The sequence below is a fragment of the Thermoanaerobaculia bacterium genome (assembly GCA_035593605.1).
Lineage (GTDB): Bacteria > Acidobacteriota > Thermoanaerobaculia > UBA2201 > DAOSWS01 > DAOSWS01.
Window position 1 is genome coordinate 24,435 of the sequence record DAOSWS010000013.1, and the last position, 20,274, is coordinate 44,708.

Here is a 20,274-nt window from a genome sequence, read left to right on the forward strand (position 1 = left end):
CAGTTTCATAGAAGGAAGCGGTTCACGTCATGGGATTCTCCCGTTTCAGGGGAATGGATCTCCAGATGAAATAGATGGCGGGATAGACGATGAGTTCACCGATAAAGGAGGTCAGAATGCCTCCCACCATCGGCGCCGCAATCCGTTTCATGACGTCTGCTCCGGTTCCCGTTGCCCAGAGGATCGGTACAAGGGCGATAAACGTGGTCACCACCGTCATCATCTTGGGGCGGATTCTCTGGACGGCACCGTGGTGGACGGCCTCCGTCAAGTCCCGGTAGGTAGCCATCCGCCCGTCTCTCTTCCAGCGGTCGTAGGCGATGTCGAGATAGAGCAGCATGACGACACCGGTTTCCGCATCCAATCCCGCGAGGGCGATCAGTCCGACCCAAACTGCAATGGACCAGTTATATCCGAGCAGGTACATCAGCCACACGGCACCCACGAGCGAGAAGGGCACAGCCAGAAGAACAATCAGGGTCTTGATCCAGGATTTCGTGGAAAGGTAGAGAATGAGGATAATGAGAAAGAGAGTAATGGGGACAATTACCAGAAGCCGATTTTTGGCCCGCTCCATATATTCATACTGGCCTGACCATTCCAGAGAGTATCCATCCGGAAGGATGACGCTTTTCGAAAGAGTTTCTCTGGCGGACCGAATCCAGCTGCCCACGTCGATTCCCCTGAGATCCACATAGATCCATGCATTGGGTCTTGCGTTCTCCGATTTAATCATCGGGGGACCCTGGTGGATCCGAATGTCGGCCAGGTAGCTCAGGGGGACCTGGGCTCCGGATGGTGCAGAAACGAGAGTTTGACCCAGAGCCTCCAGATTGTCTCGAAAATCCCTGGGGTAACGGACATTGATGGGGTACCTTTCCAGCCCCTCCACCGTCCAGGAAACATTCATGCCCCCAATGGCGGATGAAACGACATCCTGGATGTCCTCCACCACTACACCGTATCGAGCGGCCGCTTCTCGATCAATCTGAATATCGATATAGTTCCCACCCATGACACGTTCTGCGTAAGCGGAGAGGGTTCCCTTCAGGGGCCTTACGACAGCTTCGATTTCCCTGGCAATGCGTTCCAGTTCCCGGAGGTCTGGGCCTGCGACTTTGATTCCGACCGGTGTTTTAATTCCCGTGGAGAGCATATCGATCCGGGTCTTGATGGGCATGGTCCAGGCGTTGGTGAGACCGGGAATCTGGATGGCCCGGTTGAGTTCCTCAATCAGCCTTTCTCTGGTCATTCCCGGACGCCAAGCAGAGGGATCCTTGAGGCGGATCGTCGTTTCAATCATGGAAAGAGGTGCCGGGTCTGTTGCGGTGTCGGCCCGGCCGACCTTTCCCAAAACGGAATCTACCTCCGGGAACGATCGAATGATCTTGTCCGTTTGCTGAAGAAGTTCCTTTGCCTTGGTAATGGAGATCCCGGGAAAGGTCGTGGGCATATAGAGAAGATCCCCTTCCCAGAGGGGGGGCATGAATTCCGATCCGATATGCTGGAAGGGAATCCAGGTGATGGCCATAAGAAGGAGAGCTCCAAGGAGAATCAGCCATCGACGGTGGAGGACGGTTTGAAGGACGGGAGTATAGAGCCTGTGAAGAAGCTTTGAAACGGGGTGCGTGGCTTCGCTGTGAATTTTGCCTCGAACAAACCAGAACATGAGGATGGGAATGATGGTAACGGCCAGAATCGAAGAGGCCGCCATGGCATAGGTTTTCGTAAAAGCAAGGGGACGAAAGAGTCTCCCCTCCTGGGCCTGAAGCGTAAAGACCGGCAGAAACGAGATGGTGATGACGAGGAGCGTAAAGAAGAGGGTCGGACCTACCTCACGGGAGGAGTCCAGGATGATTTCAAAGTGACTCTTCTTTCCGCGCCACTCCTCGTAATGTTTATGTGCATTTTCTACCATGACAATGGAGGCGTCCACCAGAACACCAATGGAAATTGCGATGCCTCCCAGGGACATGATGTTGGCACCCAGGCCCTGGATACGCATGACGATGAAGGCAATCAAAATGGAGACCGGGATTGAGAAGATCGCAACAAGAGAGGATCGGACGTGAAAGAGAAAGAGAATACAGATCAGTGCGACAATGATCGATTCTTCGATCAGGGTGCGGGTGAGGGTTCGAATCGATCGCTGAATCAATGCGGTCCGGTCGTACCCTACGGAAACCGTAACGTCATCGGGCAATCCCTGCTTGAGTTCCTCGAGGCGCTTCTTGACACGCTGTATGGTTTCCATCGTGTCTGCCCCGGAACGGACCACGATGATCCCGCCGACCGTTTCTCCCTCTCCGTTCCATTCGGCGAGGCCCCGTCGAATTTCCGGCCCGATCGTGATGTGGGCGACATCCTTGAGGGTCAGAGGAGTACCTCCGGGTCCCGTGCCCAGGGAGATCGATTCCAGATCGGAGATCTCCTTGATGTAGCCCAGGCCCCGCACCATGAACTCCTTTTCGCTCATTTCGACAAGCCTCCCCCCGACATCCCGGTTGGATCGTTGAATGGCCTGCTTGACGGTTCGAAGAGAAACGGCAAAGGCCCGCAGTTTGACCGGATCGACTTCCACCTGATACTGTCGGATAAACCCTCCCATCGAGGCGACTTCCGATACGCCTTCCAGAGAGATAAGACCGTATTTGAGGTAGTAATCCTGAATCGAGCGGAGTTCGGAAAGATCCCGGACTGGAGAGTTTAATACATACATAAAGGCCCATCCCACACCTGTGGCGTCGGGACCCAGCTGGGGAGAAACACCGGAAGGAAGACGGGATGTCAGTCCGGAAAGATACTCAAGAACACGGGAACGGGCCCAGTACAGGTCGGTACCGTCTTCAAAGATCACATAGACAAAGGAAAAACCAAAGTAGGAATAACCGCGAACCACCCTGGCGTGGGGTACGGAAAGCATGGTTGTCGTGATGGGATAGGTGACCTGATCCTGTACGACCTGGGGACCCTGCCCCGGATAATCGGTATAGATAATGACCTGGACATCGGAAAGGTCGGGTATGGCGTCGAGACGGGTGGTCCGGACAGCCCAGATTCCGCCCAGAACAGCAAGGAGGACGGCAATCACCATCATTGTCTGATTTCGAAGGGACCATTCTATAATTCGACGAAGCATGGCCGCCTCAGGAAAGCGGACCGGAAGATCCGGTGAGCTTCTCAACCATCTTCTTGACCGCCTCTCTCAGGTTGGATTCGGAGTCGATGAGAAACTGGGAAGAGGTGACAATTCTTTCCCCCTCCTTGAGGCCCTGGAGAATCTCGGTGCGGTCTTCGCCTGCCCTGCCGAGTGTTACGGTTCGGGGAGCATAACGACCTTCTCCCAGATCGACAATCACAACATCTTTCTCTCCGGTCCGAAGGACCGACTGGGTTGGAATGGTCAGAACATTGCGGGCTGCAACCGGCTTGAAGGTCACAGTGGCATACATTCCCGATCGAAGATCTCCCGATCGGTTTTGCAATTCCAGAGTGACCGTAAGGGTTCGCGTTTTTTCTTTAACGGCCGGCTCGATGTAGCGGATTCGACCTGTGTGGGTCTTTCCAGGCAGGTAGGGAAGAGAGACATCCGCGGTGCTTCCGATGTCAAGCCACGGAAGTTGTTCCTCGTAGATTTCCACATTCAGCCATAGCGTGGAAAGATCGGCGATATGAAAGAGCTCCATCCCGGGCCGGACTGCCATTCCAGCAAGGCTGTCCATTCGCTTCATGACCAGGCCGGATACTGGAGCGGTAACGGTCAGGGTTCGAAGTATGGACCCCGATTCCTCAATCTCACGGACCTGGTCCTCCTGGATATCCCAGTACCGAAGCCTTTCCCGGGTTGCATCGAGAAGGGATTCTGCACGTCTTCTTGTTTCCTGGGACGCACCGGAAAGTCCCTCGGCATACGCCTTTGCGGAGAGAAGTTCCTGTTGCGTCTGAACAAGGGATGGCGAGTAAATATCAAAGAGAGGGTCACCCTTTTTTACAGACTGGCCCGGGTAGTTGACATACACCCGCTCTACCCAGCCTTCGTACTTGGGTGTCACGGTGGTCATCCTTTCCTGGTCAAAGTCCAGGTAGCCAACCGTGCGGATGGAGTGGGTCAAATCCATTCGCTGAACGGTGTCGGTCCGAACGTTCATGGTTTGCACCACTGCAGGGTCGATGGTCACGGTGGCGCCCGAGGATCCCGTGCGGTCAGCCTCTCCCTCATAGACGGGAACGTAATCCATGCCCATTTCATCTTTTTGCGGCACCGGGGATGTGATGGAAGGGTCCATGGGGTTTCGATAGAAGAGTACTTTCCCGCTGTCTGAATCCTGCGGTTTTGGTACGGAGTCCGGCTTACGGGCCGGAACGAGATCCATCCCGCAAACGGGGCACTCTCCCGGCTCTTCCTGGAGGATGTCCGGGTGCATGGGACAGGTGTACAGGATTTTACTTTCCTGGGAAACGGGCTCGCTCGACACAGCGGCGTGTTGTAAAGGAACGAGATCCATCTGGCATATGGGACAGGTTCCCGGATGGTCCTGAATTACATCGGGATGCATTCCACAGGTCCAGAGCTGTGTTTCTTTCGCATCTTTCTCAAAAGTTACGGAACTGGATCCCCTGAGCCACTCATCGATGGAATGCATGTGAAAGGGATCAAGAAAGAGAATGATCCCGACGATTATGCCGAGAATCAGAAAGGATAGTTTAGTTTTCATGAGGGGGGACTCCTTCAGCCAGCAAGGCCAGGGGGGCTCCAATTACACCTTCGAGCCGGATGAAAGCCCCCGCTATATCGGCCTGTGTTCGTAAAGAGGAAATTCGAACATTCAGAAGAACGCGTTCCGAATCGAGAAGTTCCAGCGCTCCCAGAGTGCCGGATGAATACGCTGCCAGGGTGGAATTCAGAGACTCCTGCGCCTGAAGGGTCAGCACGTCCCGAAAGAGAATCCACTGGTTCCAGAGCAGAGGAAGACGGGAAGAAAGATCGCCGAGGCTTTCATCGATGGAGCGCTCCGTCGATTGCAGGAGGTGCTCGGCCTCAATCTGCCGCTGGGTGGCTTCCTCCAGGGCTGCGGTTCTTCTCTCCCGATGGATGGGAAGATTGATCCCTGCGGTAAGCCCAAGAATGTCCCGACCGTTGTTGCTGGGGTCGGCATCACTCCGGCGTCCCACGGCGGTGTAGGTCAGGCCCGCTGTAATATCGGGGTAAAAGTTGGCTTTCGCCTCCTCCATACGAGCTTCCCAGGCCTGGATCATGGCGTGCCGGGCTGCCAGCTCGGGCCGTCTGAGTACCGCTTCCTCCCTCCATTGTGCGTATTGAACCTGGATTTCAACCGGTTCCGGAAGAGGAGGAACGGAGAGAATCGGGACCTCCTGGGAGCGGTTCATCAGGCCGTTCAGAAGAGCGACGCGTCGAGCACGTTCCTTTTGAATGTCCAGAAGCTTCTGCTCGTCCAGGGTGATCTCGGACTGGATTTTTAGAATTGCCTGTTGCAGTCCCGTCCCCGAAATGTAGCGGGTTCGCGCCAGCTCTTCAAAATGGGAAAGGATCTCCATATCCTGACGGATTAGATCGGCTCTTCCATCCAGGAAAGCAATCTCGGAGAGATGCTCCCGGGCCCGGGTCACAAAGTCCAGTTTTTGGGCTTCCGTGCCGGCCAAAGCTGAAGCGGATTCAAAAAGGGCCGCCTTTTCTCTTAGCTTTAGTTTCCCGAACCATGGGAAGGTCTGGGACAGGGAAGCCATAAGCCGCTGAGGGCCCAGCCTGGTCTCAGGGGACATGATGTAGGTGGTAAGGCCTACCATGGGGTCGGGAAGGGATCGGACCTGGGGTGCCCGTTCCGCCGCCGCCCGTGCGGAAGCCTCCGAAGCCAGGATGTCCGGGTTGGAGCGAATGACTTCGTTCAGCAGGGATCGAATATCTTCATTCGATTCCGCGGAGACAAGATCTTCCGCCGGTGAGAGAACATCCTGGGCAGAGAGAAACGATGTTGCGGTAATAACCACGAGATAAAAGAAACAGATACGATGCAGCATAAAACACACCTCCTTGGGTGAGTAAAAAAACTCGCCTGGCTGGAGGTCTGGTTAAATGAGTAAGGAAGAAACTTTCAGAAAAATAGGGGGGCCGTGTCGGGGAGGGAGAACGTTCTCCCTGGAAACCTGCCGGGAAGGATTCGTTGTTTCATCCATCACGACGGGAAGGACAGCAATGATTTCCGTATTGTCGGATCCCATGGGCCGCAGCGTGACCGCGTGCTCATCATGGGGGTCCGGTGTCTCGGTACAACAGGGGTTGTCCTGGGCCTTATGGTTGCAATGGCACACGCTGCTCCCCGACATCGGGCAGGCATGCCCGACGGGAAACGCCGGTGTCAAAAGGGTGAGGAGACCGGCCAGGATAAAAACCGAAACAACTCTCATATCCTTAGGATAACATATTGCATGACCATCTATTCCACCGGCAAGGTTATCCTGCCTGCCGACGGGTCTCGGAAAGGACTTCTTTTTCTCCCCGTACGGAAATTCGGACGGGTTCCACGGGGATGTCCAGTTCTGCCTGGTTCACGGCCATTTTCACGGCCTGTACGAGTCCGAAACAGCAGGGGACTTCCATGAAAGCCACCTGAATGGACCGGGGTCGGGATTGGCGGGCGATGTCGCGAATCTTTGAAATGTAAGCCTGAATATCGTCCAGCTTGGGACAGCCGACGGCAACAGCCTTGCCTTTCAGGAAATCCCGGTGAAAATTAGGATAGGCGAAGGGTACACAATCGGCGGCGATGACCAGGTCGGCATCCCGAAAGTAAGGGGCGGAAGGGGAGACCAGGTGCAGCTGAACCGGCCACTGCGTCAGCTCGGAGGGAATGTCTTCCGGCTCTTCCCCTGATGACGCCTCCTCTTTCCACGCGATCATTCGGGATCCGGGACATCCGCCTCCATGGTGGAGCTGAACCGTGTTTGATTCCCTGGAATTGTCTACCATTCCATGCTCCCGCATATGGTCCATGTGGGCCTGGAGCATCTCCGGAGCGACTTCCCTGATCCGCTGAACCGTGGCCGAATCATCATAGGGCTCCGCTTCCATTTCCTGAACGGTCATGGCGCCGGTGGGACAGGCTCCTACGCAGGCTCCCAGGCCGTCACAGAAAATCTCCCCGACCAGCCGGGCCTTCTTCCCCGCCGGTGTATCTACGAGCTGAAGGGCCTGCTCCGGACAGGACGGCATGCAGAGACCGCACCCGTCACAGCGGTCTTCATCGATTTGGATCATTTTTCTCATGACTTTCGGCATGACGCTCTCCTTGACATCATTCCCGCCATTGTATATTAGGAATCCTAATATGTCAAGGAGGTAAGATAACGATCAGTCGTCGGAGATATCGGTTCCGTTGGTGGCCCTCACGTCATAGAAGTAGATCGGGGAGGGACTTCGGTCGTCCGTACCTTCGCTGATAACCGTCTGCCAGGAATCGGGTGTCCCACCCATGAAATCCGGGGCTGTACCCCAATAGACGATGTAACCCGTGGCTCCGGCCGCAGTTCCCCAATCCAGGTCTGTAGTATCCACCCCCTTCGTGAGAAAGAGGGATACGCGGACATTGCCGAGGGAAGAGGAGGGAGATGCAGCGGGTGAAGAGGAGTTATGGGGTGTGGGAGAGGTGTCCACGAAGAAGTCATTCACATTGACATCGGTGTCCTGGCCCGAACCTGATGTACCTCCAGGAAGGCGGACCAGGGATTGCCCGGCATCATGAGCCGGTGTAGATGTCGTTTCCGGGCAGTTCCCGGTGCCCCAGGCCACCTTGTCGATGATCGAAGCGTCGGTGGAACAGCTTCCCGAAAGGGCGGAGGTGGAATTCACCAGAAAGAGATTTCCACCTCCCGCACCCATGTAAAATGTCGAATAGGTTAGGTCCGGAGTCACGGAGCCAAGGTAACCCCCGGATCTCGCAAGAAGAAAGTATTCGTGGGAGGGAATCGAAACCGAGGGTAATGCGACCACAGTATAGGTGCTGCCTGTGTCCGATTTGTATTGAATACTCTTTCCGCTGAGGCTGATGGCCGCACCCGTCGGATTGTACAGTTCGACACATTCATCGTCATGATTTGCAGCACCCTGAGTCTGAATCTGACTGATTACCAGGTGGTCCGTGGAAGGACCTACACCATCTGGAGCTGTGACAAACATCCGGTCTTCCGAGATCGTTTCAAGTCCGCAGGCATCGGTGGAGCGGATTCGGTAGTGGTACGGTGTGTCCTGGGTCAGCCCGGAAAGAACCAGAGAGTGGTTTGTGGCTGGACCATCAGATTGGGTGGATCCGTATGTGAGGGTCGTTCCATACTCCACGGTACTGTTCGTGTCTTCGTCGGTCGTGAAGGAGATCGTGGTCTGCACGTTGGATATGGGAGACTCCGTAATTCCGGAATGAGCTGGATAGCTTTCCGAGGTCGTAAAGGTGGATACCGAGCTCCACGTGGGACCATTGCCGGAGGCGTCTGTCGATCCAACCCGGAAGTAATAGAGAGTTCCGGTGTCCAATCCGGTAAGTGGGATGGAATGGCTGGTGACCCGGGTGCCGTCGAACTGGTTACCTGTGGGAGGATCGGAAAGGCCGTACTCAACGATGGAACTGGCATCTTCATCAGTCGTCCAGGTAATAAGAGCCGAGCACTCGGCGGGTGTCGCGGAAACGCTGGAGACCACAGGCGGAGTCGTGTCCGGCTCCGTCACTCCCCCGTCGTAGAAGAGCTCGATATATTCGTTGTTTGAACTGGCACCATCCGTCATTTCGGTGATGACGATCCCCGCACCGCAGGAAGTCGGTGCTCCCGCTCCCGGATCCCCCAGGGTGTCGGTCCGTGTCTGCCATGTCGAGCCGACTTCCGATTCTCCGCAGTTATCGACGCGGTAAACCGAAAGGTTGGCGCCACTGCCCACGGTCGGTCCTTCAATGATCGTCCCGACCTCATCCTCCAGACGATAGGCATAGTTGCTGGAGTTGATGACAAGCTCATCCCCGGAGTTGATATAGACCGTACCGGAAGGAAGCGCTCCCCATTCCGTCTCAAAGCCTGCCCGGGTGTTATTTCGTCCAACGACAACGTAGCCTCCCGACTGGATAAAAGTACCGGCCGGCATAATGGCGACGTACTGGCTGTTGGTTGTATTGATCAACTTCCAGCCGCTGATGTCCAGCTGGGTCGGGGTGTCTGTGGTTGAAAAAGTGAACGGGGAGCTGGTGACGGTGTTTCCGCACACGTCTCGAGTTTCGACCTCGTAGTAATACAGCGTTGATGCCGTGAGGCCGGATAGAGGAACGACGTGATTCGTGATCGATTCCGTTAGAGATTCGGTCGATCCAAGGGCGGGTGTTGTGCCGTACCGCACGGTGGAATCACCTTCCTTGTCCGTCGTCCAGGAGATGGTGACGGACGTATCCGCCAGGTTCGTTTCAAAGGGTCCGACCGTAATCGCTGGCTGAGTCGCGGCCGAGGTTGTGAAGGTCGAGACGGAGCTCCACGCGGGGCCGTTATTCGATGCATCGGTCGATCCGACCCGATAGTAATAGAGAGTTCCCGGGGTCAGGCCGTTAAGGGGTATGGAATGGCTGGTCACCCGGGTACCATCGAACTGGCTGTCCAGAGGAGGATCGGAGAGGCCGTATTCCACGATGGAATTGGCATCTTCATCGGTGGTCCAGGTAATCAGAGCTGAACATTCGGAGGGTGTGACGGAAACGTTGGAAATCACGGGAGGCGTGGTATCCGGCTCTGCCATGCCCCCGTCGTAGAAGAGCTCGATATATTCGTTGATCGAACTGGCGCCGTCGGTCATTTCGGTAATGACAACGCCCGCACCGCAGGTCGTTGGAGCTCCCGCTCCCGGGTCGCCCAGGTTGTCGGTGCGCTCATGCCATGTTGCACCGAGTCCCGGGTCGCCGCAGTTGTCGACCCGGAAGACCGACAGGTTGGCATCACTGCTCACCGTCGGGCCATCGATGATCGTCCCGATGTCATCTTCCAGACGATAGGCATAACTGCTGGAATTGATGACGATTTTGTCGCCGGAGTTGACGTAGACCGTACCGGAAGGAAGTGCACCCCACTCTGTCTCAAAGCCTGCCTGGGAATTGTTACGCCCAACGACGACGTAACCTCCCGACTCGATAAAGGTGCCGGCCGGCATGATGGTGACGTACTGGCTGTTGGTCGTATTGATCAGCTTCCAGCCGCTGATGTCCAGCTGGGGCGGTGTCTCGGCGGTCGTGAAGGTGAACGGGGAGCTGGTGACGGTGTTTCCGCACGCATCCGTCGTTTCGACTTCATAGTAGTAGAGGGTGGAGGATGTCAGACCGGAAAGGGCCATGACGTGGTCGGTGACCGATTCCGCCATGGATTCCGTCGATCCGAGAGCCGGTGACGTTCCGTACCGGACCGTCGAATCGCCGGTCTTGTCCGTAGTCCAGGAGATGGTGACCGACGTGTCTGCCAGGTTCGTTTCGAAGGGCCCGGCGGTGATCGTCGGCTGTGTCGTGGCCGTGGTAGAAAAAGTGGAGTCGTTACTATACGTCGGTCCGTTCCCTGAGGCATCGGAAGAATAGACCTGGTAATGGTAAAGAGTAGAGGGGGAAAGGCCGGTCAGGGTAATGGAATGGCTGGTCCTCAGGCCAACGAGTGTTTCAGTGGATCCGTAGGCATCCGTTTCACCGTAGTCCACACCGGACGTGGCCGATTCATCAGTGGTCCAGGTAATCACTGCGGAACAGTCGGCCGGGTCCGCGGAGGGGCCGGCCGTGATCTGGGGATCGGTCGTATCGGGAACGGCATTGATGAGCCAGTCGCAGGCGTTCAGGTGAATTTCGCGATTGTTGACGCCTCCGGAGGCCTTGTCCCATCCGTCATAGAGAGTATCTCCTGAGTCCCCGGTTCCGTCATCGGCGGGAGAGGAATCTCCGATAGCGGCAACCCGACCAGACCCGTAAGCCGCCGTGGCAAAGGTGACCCGAAAGTTGTCGTGGGCCTGCCCCGTCCTCCACACATGGGCCTTGACCGTCGGGTTGTCTGAAAGATTGATATCCATTGAGGTGGCGCCAAAGAAGCCCAGACCACCCGACCCGTCACCAAAGGGACCGTGAATGATGGGGTCCAGGGGATCGGTGGAAACGTTGTTGTCCGTCGGATCGTCAAACCAGTCCTCGGAGGGGCGGGTGTCGGTTCCATCCACACGGAACCAGATCCCGAAGACGCCGGCGTCTGTGGCCGATGTAGCCCCTGTTAGATCATTGAAAATATGGGGGCTGTCCCATCCGTCGCAATCACGGTCCGAGGTTTCATGGTCGGCCACCATGAAGAGGCCGCCTCCGGCAGCGACAAAATTCAGAAGGGCCGTGATTTCACCGGACGAGAATGGTTTATTGGGTTCCACGATGATGACCAGGTCGTAATTGCTCAGATCCTGGGAATCGGGGGTCCCATAGGTGAAGGACGACCCGTCTGGAAGGGTTTCGACCGAGTGGCCCGCTTTGACGAGCTCGATGCCCCAGGCGGAAATGCCGCCCTTCCAGTACGTTTCCAGAGTGGACCCCGTAACCCCCGACTGGTCGGGCGTCGGATAGCGCTGAGGGTTGGCCTCATTTGTTGTTCCCGTGCAGGGATAGGCATTCATCGTCAGGTTCCAGGCATCGGAATCGATGACCCAGTCGGCATTGGCTGCCATTTCGTGGTGAGAGGCGTCGAAGAGAACGGCTGCGGCGGGAAGAAGGGCCGACATAAGAAAGATTGCGGTGGCAATAAAAAGGACGGGACGGATAACGATTGTCTTCATGGCAAAATCAGTATATCACTCTATGGTTTAGAAATAATCTTTCTATCGACCGTCTGAACCGGGCCATCCCCGTGCTAGAATGCCGAGATGATCCAGTCCCTGATGATCTTCCTGGGAAGTATGGTGGCTGTATGGCTTGCCGGCCGCACCCTGACCCGGACCTGCGATACCCTGGCGGAACGAACCCGAATGGGCAGGGTCTTCGTGGGGTCCATCCTTCTGGCCGGGGCGACATCCCTTCCGGAAGCAGCCGCGTCTGTCTCCGCAGGGACCATGGGGTATGCCGATATCGCTCTTGGCAATGTTTTCGGATCCAATCTCTTTAACATGGCGATCCTGGGTATCTGCGGAATTGTCTGGGGAGGGAAATCCATGCTTCAGGCCGCTTCCCAGAGCCAGGTTCCTGCGGCCGTTCTGGGAATGATCCTCTCCACCCTTGCCTGCCTGGGGCTCCTGGCAGGGGAAACCACAGGCCTTTTCCATGTCGGAGTGTGGACCCTGGCGATCCCGGCCGTCTACCTTCTCTGGATCTACTTACTCAGGGTTCGGGCAAGGGTGGATCTCAAGCTTCCACCCATCGGGGTTGAAACCATGGAGGTCGATTCGAGGGGAACGGGGCGTCTCTGGCTCCTCTTTGCCGCCTCCGCGCTCCTTCTGATTGCGGCGGCTTCCCTTTTGAGCTATTCCGCGAAGACTATTGCGGACCTTTCGGGACTTGGGGAAACTGTCATTGGAACGACCCTTGTAGCTCTGGTTACCTCCGCACCGGAGCTCATCACCTGTCTCGCTGCGATCCGGATCGGATCGGTGGACCTTGCAGTGGGCAATGCCCTGGGTTCCAACATCTTTAACATGAATATTCTATTCTTTGCCGATATTGCTTACCGCCGATCCCCTATTCTGACTGCAGCCTCACCCATTCACAGCAAGACCGCCCTTGTCGGGATCTTTCTCTCCGGACTTGTTGCCCTCGGGATGGTCACGCCGATCCCGGGTCGCATCGGACGTTTCACCGTGGAGTCCATTCTCCTCCTCCTTGCCTACATGGGATTCTCCGCCTATCTCCTTACACAGGTGTGATTTTTTCGGGCCCGAAGTCGATGCTTTATAATAGAGGAATCCCGAAAGAGTCCTGTGACACGGGAGGGCCCTGACTGTGATGCGCACGATGCTGGTTTTTCTTGCCGTACTTCTCCTCCTTGGGAGCGGTTTTCTCCCTGGTGAAGATACCCCTGATCCAGGGGAAGCCGCGCTCAATTCTTCACAGGAACTGCAGGATGATACGATCGTTATGCCCCTCCGGGATTCGAATGGATCCCTGATCTGGGTTCAGAGACGGGATCGAGACCTGGAGAATGTACTCCGCAACCAGGATGATCCCGATCCATGGGGTGAGGCAAGGCTTCGGGCAGCCGTGCGGGCTGCTTTGGACGGGCCCGATTATTACGAGGGAACGGACGGGCTGAGCTCCGCACTTCCGGAGGGAATCATCATAGATGAAATCCGGGTCAGGGGGGATCAGGGCGGGTTCTTCGTCACGCTTCCTGTGCGCACCCTCAATAATCTGACGCCCGATTCGGCCCAGGCCCTATCTGAAATCTTCCTTGGGCTCGATTTCAATGTTCCCTCCATTCGACGCCACGTGCTCATGATCCGTGATCCTGCCGACGGTCTCCATTACCCGCTGGACCACTTCCTGCCCCGCCTTCCTCCCGTACCCCCAAAACCCTCGGAAGAAGAGGTGACCGAAGGGCTCCGGGCCACTGGTCAACCCCCGGCTCCGGGACAGGGACAGCCGGCGGGATATCTTTCGGGAAAGAGCATTTTCCTTAACCCGGGCCACGGATGGTATTACGATAGCGGCTTGGGAAGGTGGGCGACTCAGCGCGGAAACACCAACAACATCGTGGAAGACCTCTCCAACGCGGAGGCGGTGGACACCTACCTGGTCCACTATCTATGGAACGCCGGGGCGGGGGTTTACACCTGCCGGGAACGGGACATGAATGACAACATGGTCATCGTGGACAATGGGGATCCTGGCTACTCCGAAACCGGGTCCTGGACCACGATAACCTCCGCCGATGCCCATGATGGAAATTATAGACAGGCCGGAACCAGTTCGACGGAAACGGCGACCGCCACCTTCACGCCTACGATTCCGGAAGCCGGGGATTACTATGTCTCGATCTGGTATATCGGAGGAAGCAGTAACGCGTCGGATGCACAGATCACGGTCCGCCATACCGGGGGAGAGACTGTTATTACAAGAAACATGGAGGTGGACGGCTACACATTCCGCTACCTGGGCCGGTTTCACTTCAATGCAGGATCAAGCCTGGCCGCAGGATCCGTGGTCGTATCCAACGTGAGTGGTGAATCCTCGAACTTTGTCGTCGCCGACGCCGTCCGGTTCGGAGGGGGAACGGGAGCCGAACAGCCCTTCGGGGAGCCCTTTCCTTCCAACTGGCCGAGATTTGAAGAGGCCGGGCCCTACTTCGCCAACTTTATGGGATGCCCCTCGGCCACGTGCGGGACCAGCACGGTCACGGCCATGCCCCGCTACGTCGCATGGGAAAACGAGGGATGGGAAGATTCCGTTTACATTTCGTGGCATACCAACGCTTTTGCGGGGACTTCCCGGGGCACCTCGTCTTTTGCCTATGCCTCCGGAGGATGGGATGCCGCGTTCAATGGGGTTGCCGGGAGCCTGGAGCTTCGTCACCTTGTCCACACGGAACTCATCAATGACCTCCGGGCAGCCTTCGATCCTCTCTGGGGAGACCGGGGGGAACACACCAACTGGTATGGGGAGATCAATCCCAATTACAACAATGAGACGCCCGGCGTCATCTACGAAATGGCCTTTCACGACAACGCCACAGATGCGCTCTACCTTCAGAACCCGTACTTTCGAATGACCCTGGCCCGGGCGGTCTATCAGGGAATCGCAAAGTACTTTGCCGACCGGGACGGGGATCCCACCTACACACTCCTCCCCGAACCCCCCACGCATTTTAGGGTCCTCAACAGCGGGGGCGGAGAGATCACACTGTCCTGGAACGCCCCTCCCTACGACACGGGAGACGGCCTCTACGGGGACGCGGCGGAGGGCTACCGGGTCTACCGGAGCTTTGACGGCCGGGGATTCGACGACGGGACTGCCGTGACGGGTACGACGTGGACCGACATTACAGTTCCGGAGGGGACGGTAGCCTATTACCGGGTCACGGCAGCCAATGCCGGAGGGGAGTCCTTTCCCACGGAAACCCTGGCGGCACGGGCCTCTACGGGAAGTGTGACCATCCTCGTGGTGACGGCATTCGACCGCATGGACCAGGGTCTCATCGTCGTGACTGACGATCCCTACAGTACCAACGCCCTCCACCGGGGGTACGTCGACATGATGAACTCGTACCGGTACATCATTTCTTACGGTACCTCCATCGATGCCTATGGAAGTCCCTTTGATTCCGTCGCCAACGAAGCCGTGCGGGACGGGCTGGTTTCCCTCTCCTCTTACGGCGTTGTGATCTGGACCTGCGGCGAGGAATCGACAACCGATCACACCTTTGAAAATGCGGAACAGTCTCTCCTTGAATCCTATCTCGATTCGGGAGGCAATCTCTTCGTATCCGGTTCCGAAATCGGGTGGGACCTCGATTACAAGGGAAACGGTCCCACCTTTTACAATACCTACCTCAAGGCCGACTATGCCGGAGACGATGCCGGGACCTACAACGTCGCTCCTGTATCGGGATCCATCTATGACGGAAACGCCGCTTTTTTCTTTGACGACAACACCTTCGGCGAGTACGACGCCAACTATCCCGATCAGCTGACCCCACTGGGAGGAGCTGTGGCCGCTCTTTCCTACAGCGGAGGAAGCGGCGGTACGGCAGGTCTCCAGTATGACGGCGGTTTGAACCGGATTGTTCTCTTCGGATTTCCCTTTGAGACGATCACCTCAGCTTCCGCCCGCAACGAGACGATGGCCGACATCCTGGATTTCTTTGGAACCTCTGTTCCCGATCCATGCGAGGGCGCCATCGAAGTTGACACCTTTCCCTATGTAGATTCCAATACCACGTCGGGGATGCCTTCCCGGATTGATGGTTACAGCTGTCCTCCCTCCACGGGTTCCGAGGCGGGACCGGAGGTGGTCTACCGGCTCACCATCCTTCAGCCGGGGAACCTCACCGTGAGCCTCTCCGACGGCGCGGGTGTTGACATCGATCCTCACCTTCTCGCAGCCTGTTCGCCGACCTCCTGCCTTGCCCGTCATGACACCGGTTTTACCTATGGTGTAACCCCGGGAACCTACTTCCTGGTCTGCGATACCTGGACCCACGACTCCGGAACCCAGTATCCCGGTGCGTACACGTTAAACCTTGCATTTTCGGCTACGCCGGGAGATACGACATCGCCAGCCCCTGTGGGGGACACCCTGGCCTGGGAAGAGAGCGGCACGCAATGGACCTGGACAGCCGTTACCCTCGACCGGAAAGGCTCCACGGAAACCGGAGTGTCCTATCGCGTATACCGTTCCGAGGATCCGGCCCAGGAAGGAGAAATTGTGGCCACACCCGGGACCCATGCCTGGACCGATACCGATGAACCCATTTCCGGTTGCTGGTTCTACCACGTCGAAGCCGTGGATGGTGCCGGGAACCGGGAACTGGCGGTGAGCGTGTACGAGACCATTGTCGACAATCCCGATGCCGTTTTTTCCGGCACATGGACCCTGGGGACCAGTTCGACCGATAAATGGGGTGAAAATTACCGGTACATTGCCACGGGAGGCACTGGAGCCTCGACCGCCGCCTGGTCCTTTCCCGTCCGGGAACGCGGGCTCTACCAGGTGTCCGTTTACTATCCCCAGGGGACCAACCGTTCCACCGAAGCCCGCTTCACGATTCAGCACGCCGGAGGTACGACCCTGGTACCGGTGGATCAGTCGATCAATGGCGGACAGTGGGTTACCCTCCAGACCCGATGGCTCGAGCCGGACGGTTCCTATCCCGTCGTTCTGGATGATGCCGAACCGGGAGGAAAGGTCGTTATCGCCGATGCCGTTCGCTGGATTAAGGAAACCGACCTGTAGCGTCTGCTGAAAGGAGCGCATACCATGTCCTGTCCCGAGTGCGATCACATTCTCTCCCGGCGGACCCTGTCGGGCATCGAGGTCGACTACTGTTCCTTCTGCAAGGGACTGTGGTTTGACCAGGGAGAGCTTCTGGCCCTGGGTGATGCGGTCAATTTTGATATCAGCCAGCTCCCGGCCCAGATTCTTCGAACCGGCCGGGTTCCCCGGAACAAGAAACGGTCCTGTCCCGTCTGTCTCGACCAGGCGATGAAATCCCGGACCTTCAAAACAGCGGACATCGACATCTGTCCGACGTGCCGTGGAATCTGGCTCGATTCGGGAGAGATCCAGGCCATCTTTCGGGCGTATCGGGGGGATTCCGATCGGCCCTGGTTCAACCCATCGGGGGACTGGGTGGATGAAATCGGCGATGCCGTAAAGGGGTTCTATACCCGGCTTTTCTAACGATCCCTACAGGGAGATCTGTCATGGAATCTGAAATCCACGATGCCGGTGTTTCCAACAACACAACCTTGATTATTCTGGCATGGCTTTCCATTCTCCTTGTCTCCGATCTTCCCGACATGGCTGCCTCGCTTTTCGGGCCGGTGCCATCCTGGCTCCTCCCGGGGAAATTGGTCTTTCTGGCTGTTTTTCTTCTGGTTTGCTCCCTTTGGAAGATGGTTCGGCCCCTTCGGCCCTATGCCCTGGTCATGGCGGTATTTTTTGCCATGCTGTCTCTCTCCGACGTAATTCGCACGTCGGCCTGGTGGGCCGGTCTGATTGACGAATCGACCCGTTCGTTCACGCTGGCCTACCTTCGCCCCTATCTCAGGGATATCGGAGTCACCTTTGTGGTTATTCTCGCGCTCTGGATCGTCAAACGGCGGAGAACGGATTTTTTCTTCGTGAAGGGGAATCTATCCGCGCCCATCGAACCGGTTCGATGGCTGGGGATCCGCTCCGGGGAGTCGTGGAAGACCTTCGGCTGGATCTTCGGGCTGGTCGCGGCGGCGGCAGTGGCCTTTCCCACGGTTTTTTCCCTGAAGCCAACCGTAACGGAAATGGGAAGGATTGTGCCCCTCCTTCCTGCGGTGATTCTCTTTGCCGCGATCAACGCCTTTGCCGAGGAAACGTACTTTCGGGCGACCCTCTTTTCCATGCTTCCCGGGGTTATCGGCAGGGGGCATACTCACCTGATCAACATCCTCTTTTTCGGCCTTGCTCACTGGCTCTACGGTTCTCCCCCGGGGCTGGTCGGGTTCCTCATGACGGGTTTCCTGGCCTGGATTATGGGGAAGGCCATGGTGGAGACCCGGGGATTTTTCTGGCCCTGGTTCATCCACTTCCTTCCCGATGTCGTGGTATTCCTGTCTTATGCCCTTCTCTGGGTGAGGGGGTAATAGAATGATTCTGTTCTCAAACGAAAACTCTTATTTCTGGCGGGTGTAGGTCAGCTCCATCGTTCGGACTTCCTTGCCGTCGGGCATCACCATGTACATCTCCATGACGAACTTGTCTCTGTTGATGTGGGTGTAGACGTTCTTGACCTTCATCTTGGTTCCGGTGGTGTAGTCATCCCATACACCGGTTTCAGTGCAGACCTTGTTTTCCGGATCGCAGGTCCCCTCGGTGAAGTAAAAGCCCGTGCTCCAGGTGTCTAGCCAGAGGCTGACATACTTTTTGTTATACCGGTCGTACCCTGAAAGCCCGTACCCCTGGAAGGGCATTCCCATGGCATCGCCCTCGTAGTCGTACTGAATGTAGCGGCCTCCCAGGATGGCCCGCTGAACCGACTTCCCCTTCGATTCCATCGGGGGAGCTGCGGGATCCATCCAGTATTTGGAGGCCACATCCCATGTCCCGACACCCTCAAGGAGAAGCTTGTGCTCCGGTCCCGGCGTGCCGTACTGCTCCATCAGGGCCATCATCGCCTGCATCTGGGGATCGACGGCGGGTGCTTCCGCTTCCTGGGCCAGAACGAGTCCGGCCACGCCAAGGATCAACAGTCCCATAAGAATAAGAGTCCACAATCTCATACAATCCTCCTGGTTCATTCGTAATACTGATTGTAGCACTGAGGTTGTCTCCAATGGAGGATTTTGTACTGGCTCTACCCCTCCGGGACCGTGATTTTGCCTGTGAGGGCGGAGTAGGCGGCGGTTAAGGGGCTGGCGAGGTAGGTTTCCCCGTCGCCCTGCTTGCCGCGGAAGTTCCGGTTTGTCGTGGAGACGGCAACCTCTCCCTTTCCCGTCATGCCGATCTGGCCTGCGGCGCATCCGCCGCAGCCCGGGTTGGAGACGATCGCCCCGGCGTCGTAGAGGGCCTCCAGGGCACCCGACTTGAGAAGGCTCCCGAAGGCTTCCTTGGTGGTGGGGACCACCTTGACCATGATGCCATCGGCCACCTTCTTCCCCTTCAGGACCCGGGCGACCTCTTCGATGTCCGAGACCCTTCCGTTGGTGCAGGATCCGATAAAGACCGAGTGGATCCGTGTACCGGCCACATCCCTGACGGGCACGACATCGGCCGGGGAGCCGGGCCGGGCGATGAGAGGTTCCAGGTTGTTCAGATCGATCGTGAGCTCCTCGATATAGGAAGCGTCGGGGTCGGGTGTGATGTCGGGAAAGTCGGTCCTGCCGGTTCGGGCCTTCACGTATTCGAGAGCTTCCCCTCCGGGCAGGCAGAACCCGATGATGCCGCCCATCTCGGTGACCTGGCTGCAGAGGGTGATCCTTCCGTCCAGGGAGAGCTCGTCGATGGCGGGCCCGAGAAACTCGACGGCACGGTTCAGGGCGCCCCGTGTTCCCAGTCGTTCCATGACCTTAAGCGTCAGGTCCCTGGCTGTACAGGGATCGGAGTATGAACCGGTGAAGGTGACCTTCATCGAGGGTGGTACCTCGAACCAGGTCTTTCCTGTTTTGAAGGCAAAGGCGATGTCCGTATCGCCCATCCCCTGGCCGAAAACGCCCACAGCACCCAGGATGTTGAAGTGGGAATCGGTTCCGACGGCCGTGTCCCCAGGTCCGACGAGACCTTCGTCCAGGAGGACGTGGGTTCCAACCCCGGCATCCACATCAAAGACCCGGATTCCCTGCTCTTCGGCGAAAGTTCGGCATGTCATCTGGTTGTTGGCGTAGGGAATTGTATTGGCCGGCGCGTTGCAATCGAAGGTGAAGTAGGTCTTCGCCACATCGGCTACCGGATCGGATCCGTAATTCTTCCGGTAATTCTTTACGACATTGGCGCCGGCGAAATCTCGCGCGGTACGAACGTCGATATCCAGCCAGATGATGGCACCCGGCTTTACCGGGTCACTGGAATGTCGAGAAAAGATCTTTTCGATGATTGTGAAGGCCAT

12 protein-coding genes are annotated in these 20,274 nt (G+C 57.1%); 4 read left to right on the forward strand and 8 right to left on the reverse strand.

Going from position 1 to position 20,274, the window contains the following annotated elements; genetic code table 11:
• Positions 1–22 precede the first annotated feature (22 nt).
• From PLD04_08005 to PLD04_08030, 6 genes are all read right to left on the reverse strand, one after another.
• Positions 23–3,139: a CusA/CzcA family heavy metal efflux RND transporter gene (locus PLD04_08005; GenBank protein HXK68276.1), complete on the reverse strand. Its 3,117-nt coding sequence runs from the start codon at positions 3,137–3,139 to the stop codon at positions 23–25.
• A gap of 7 nt (positions 3,140–3,146) precedes the next feature.
• Positions 3,147–4,715, reverse strand: coding sequence for an efflux RND transporter periplasmic adaptor subunit (locus PLD04_08010; protein HXK68277.1), 1,569 nt, complete (start codon positions 4,713–4,715; stop codon positions 3,147–3,149).
• Complete coding sequence (locus PLD04_08015; GenBank protein ID HXK68278.1) at positions 4,705–6,036, reverse strand: TolC family protein; 1,332 nt, start codon at positions 6,034–6,036, stop codon at positions 4,705–4,707. Before PLD04_08015 ends, PLD04_08010 begins: the two co-directional genes overlap by 11 nt.
• Positions 6,037–6,087: 51 nt before the next feature.
• Positions 6,088–6,423, reverse strand: coding sequence for a hypothetical protein (locus PLD04_08020; protein HXK68279.1), 336 nt, complete (start codon positions 6,421–6,423; stop codon positions 6,088–6,090).
• Between the two features lie 46 nt (positions 6,424–6,469).
• A complete protein-coding gene (locus PLD04_08025; protein ID HXK68280.1) occupies positions 6,470–7,294 on the reverse strand; it encodes a 4Fe-4S dicluster domain-containing protein in 825 nt (274 codons plus the stop codon).
• Positions 7,295–7,366: 72 nt separating this feature from the next.
• Complete coding sequence (locus PLD04_08030; protein ID HXK68281.1) at positions 7,367–11,827, reverse strand: fibronectin type III domain-containing protein; 4,461 nt, start codon at positions 11,825–11,827, stop codon at positions 7,367–7,369.
• Between the two features lie 87 nt (positions 11,828–11,914).
• On the opposite strand from PLD04_08030, the gene PLD04_08035 reads away from it, so the two are divergent.
• The 4 genes from PLD04_08035 (at position 11,915) to PLD04_08050 (ending at position 18,316) form a co-directional block, all read left to right on the forward strand.
• Complete coding sequence (locus tag PLD04_08035) at positions 11,915–12,907, forward strand: sodium:calcium antiporter (GenBank protein HXK68282.1); 993 nt, start codon at positions 11,915–11,917, stop codon at positions 12,905–12,907.
• A 79-nt stretch (positions 12,908–12,986) separates the two neighbouring features.
• Complete coding sequence (locus PLD04_08040; GenBank protein ID HXK68283.1) at positions 12,987–16,931, forward strand: N-acetylmuramoyl-L-alanine amidase; 3,945 nt, start codon at positions 12,987–12,989, stop codon at positions 16,929–16,931.
• A gap of 24 nt (positions 16,932–16,955) precedes the next feature.
• The gene (locus PLD04_08045) at positions 16,956–17,378 is read left to right on the forward strand and encodes a zf-TFIIB domain-containing protein (GenBank protein HXK68284.1); all 423 of its coding nucleotides are present in this window, start codon (positions 16,956–16,958) and stop codon (positions 17,376–17,378) included.
• Between the two features lie 23 nt (positions 17,379–17,401).
• Complete coding sequence (locus PLD04_08050; GenBank protein ID HXK68285.1) at positions 17,402–18,316, forward strand: CPBP family intramembrane metalloprotease; 915 nt, start codon at positions 17,402–17,404, stop codon at positions 18,314–18,316.
• Positions 18,317–18,346: 30 nt separating this feature from the next.
• Here PLD04_08050 and PLD04_08055 read toward each other — a convergent pair whose 3' ends face one another.
• Together PLD04_08055 and PLD04_08060 are read right to left on the reverse strand one after the other, a co-directional pair.
• Entirely contained in the window at positions 18,347–18,952 is a 606-nt protein-coding gene (locus tag PLD04_08055; protein HXK68286.1) for a DUF1579 domain-containing protein, read from the reverse strand.
• Positions 18,953–19,026: 74 nt separating this feature from the next.
• Entirely contained in the window at positions 19,027–20,274 is a 1,248-nt protein-coding gene (locus PLD04_08060; protein HXK68287.1) for an aconitase/3-isopropylmalate dehydratase large subunit family protein, read from the reverse strand.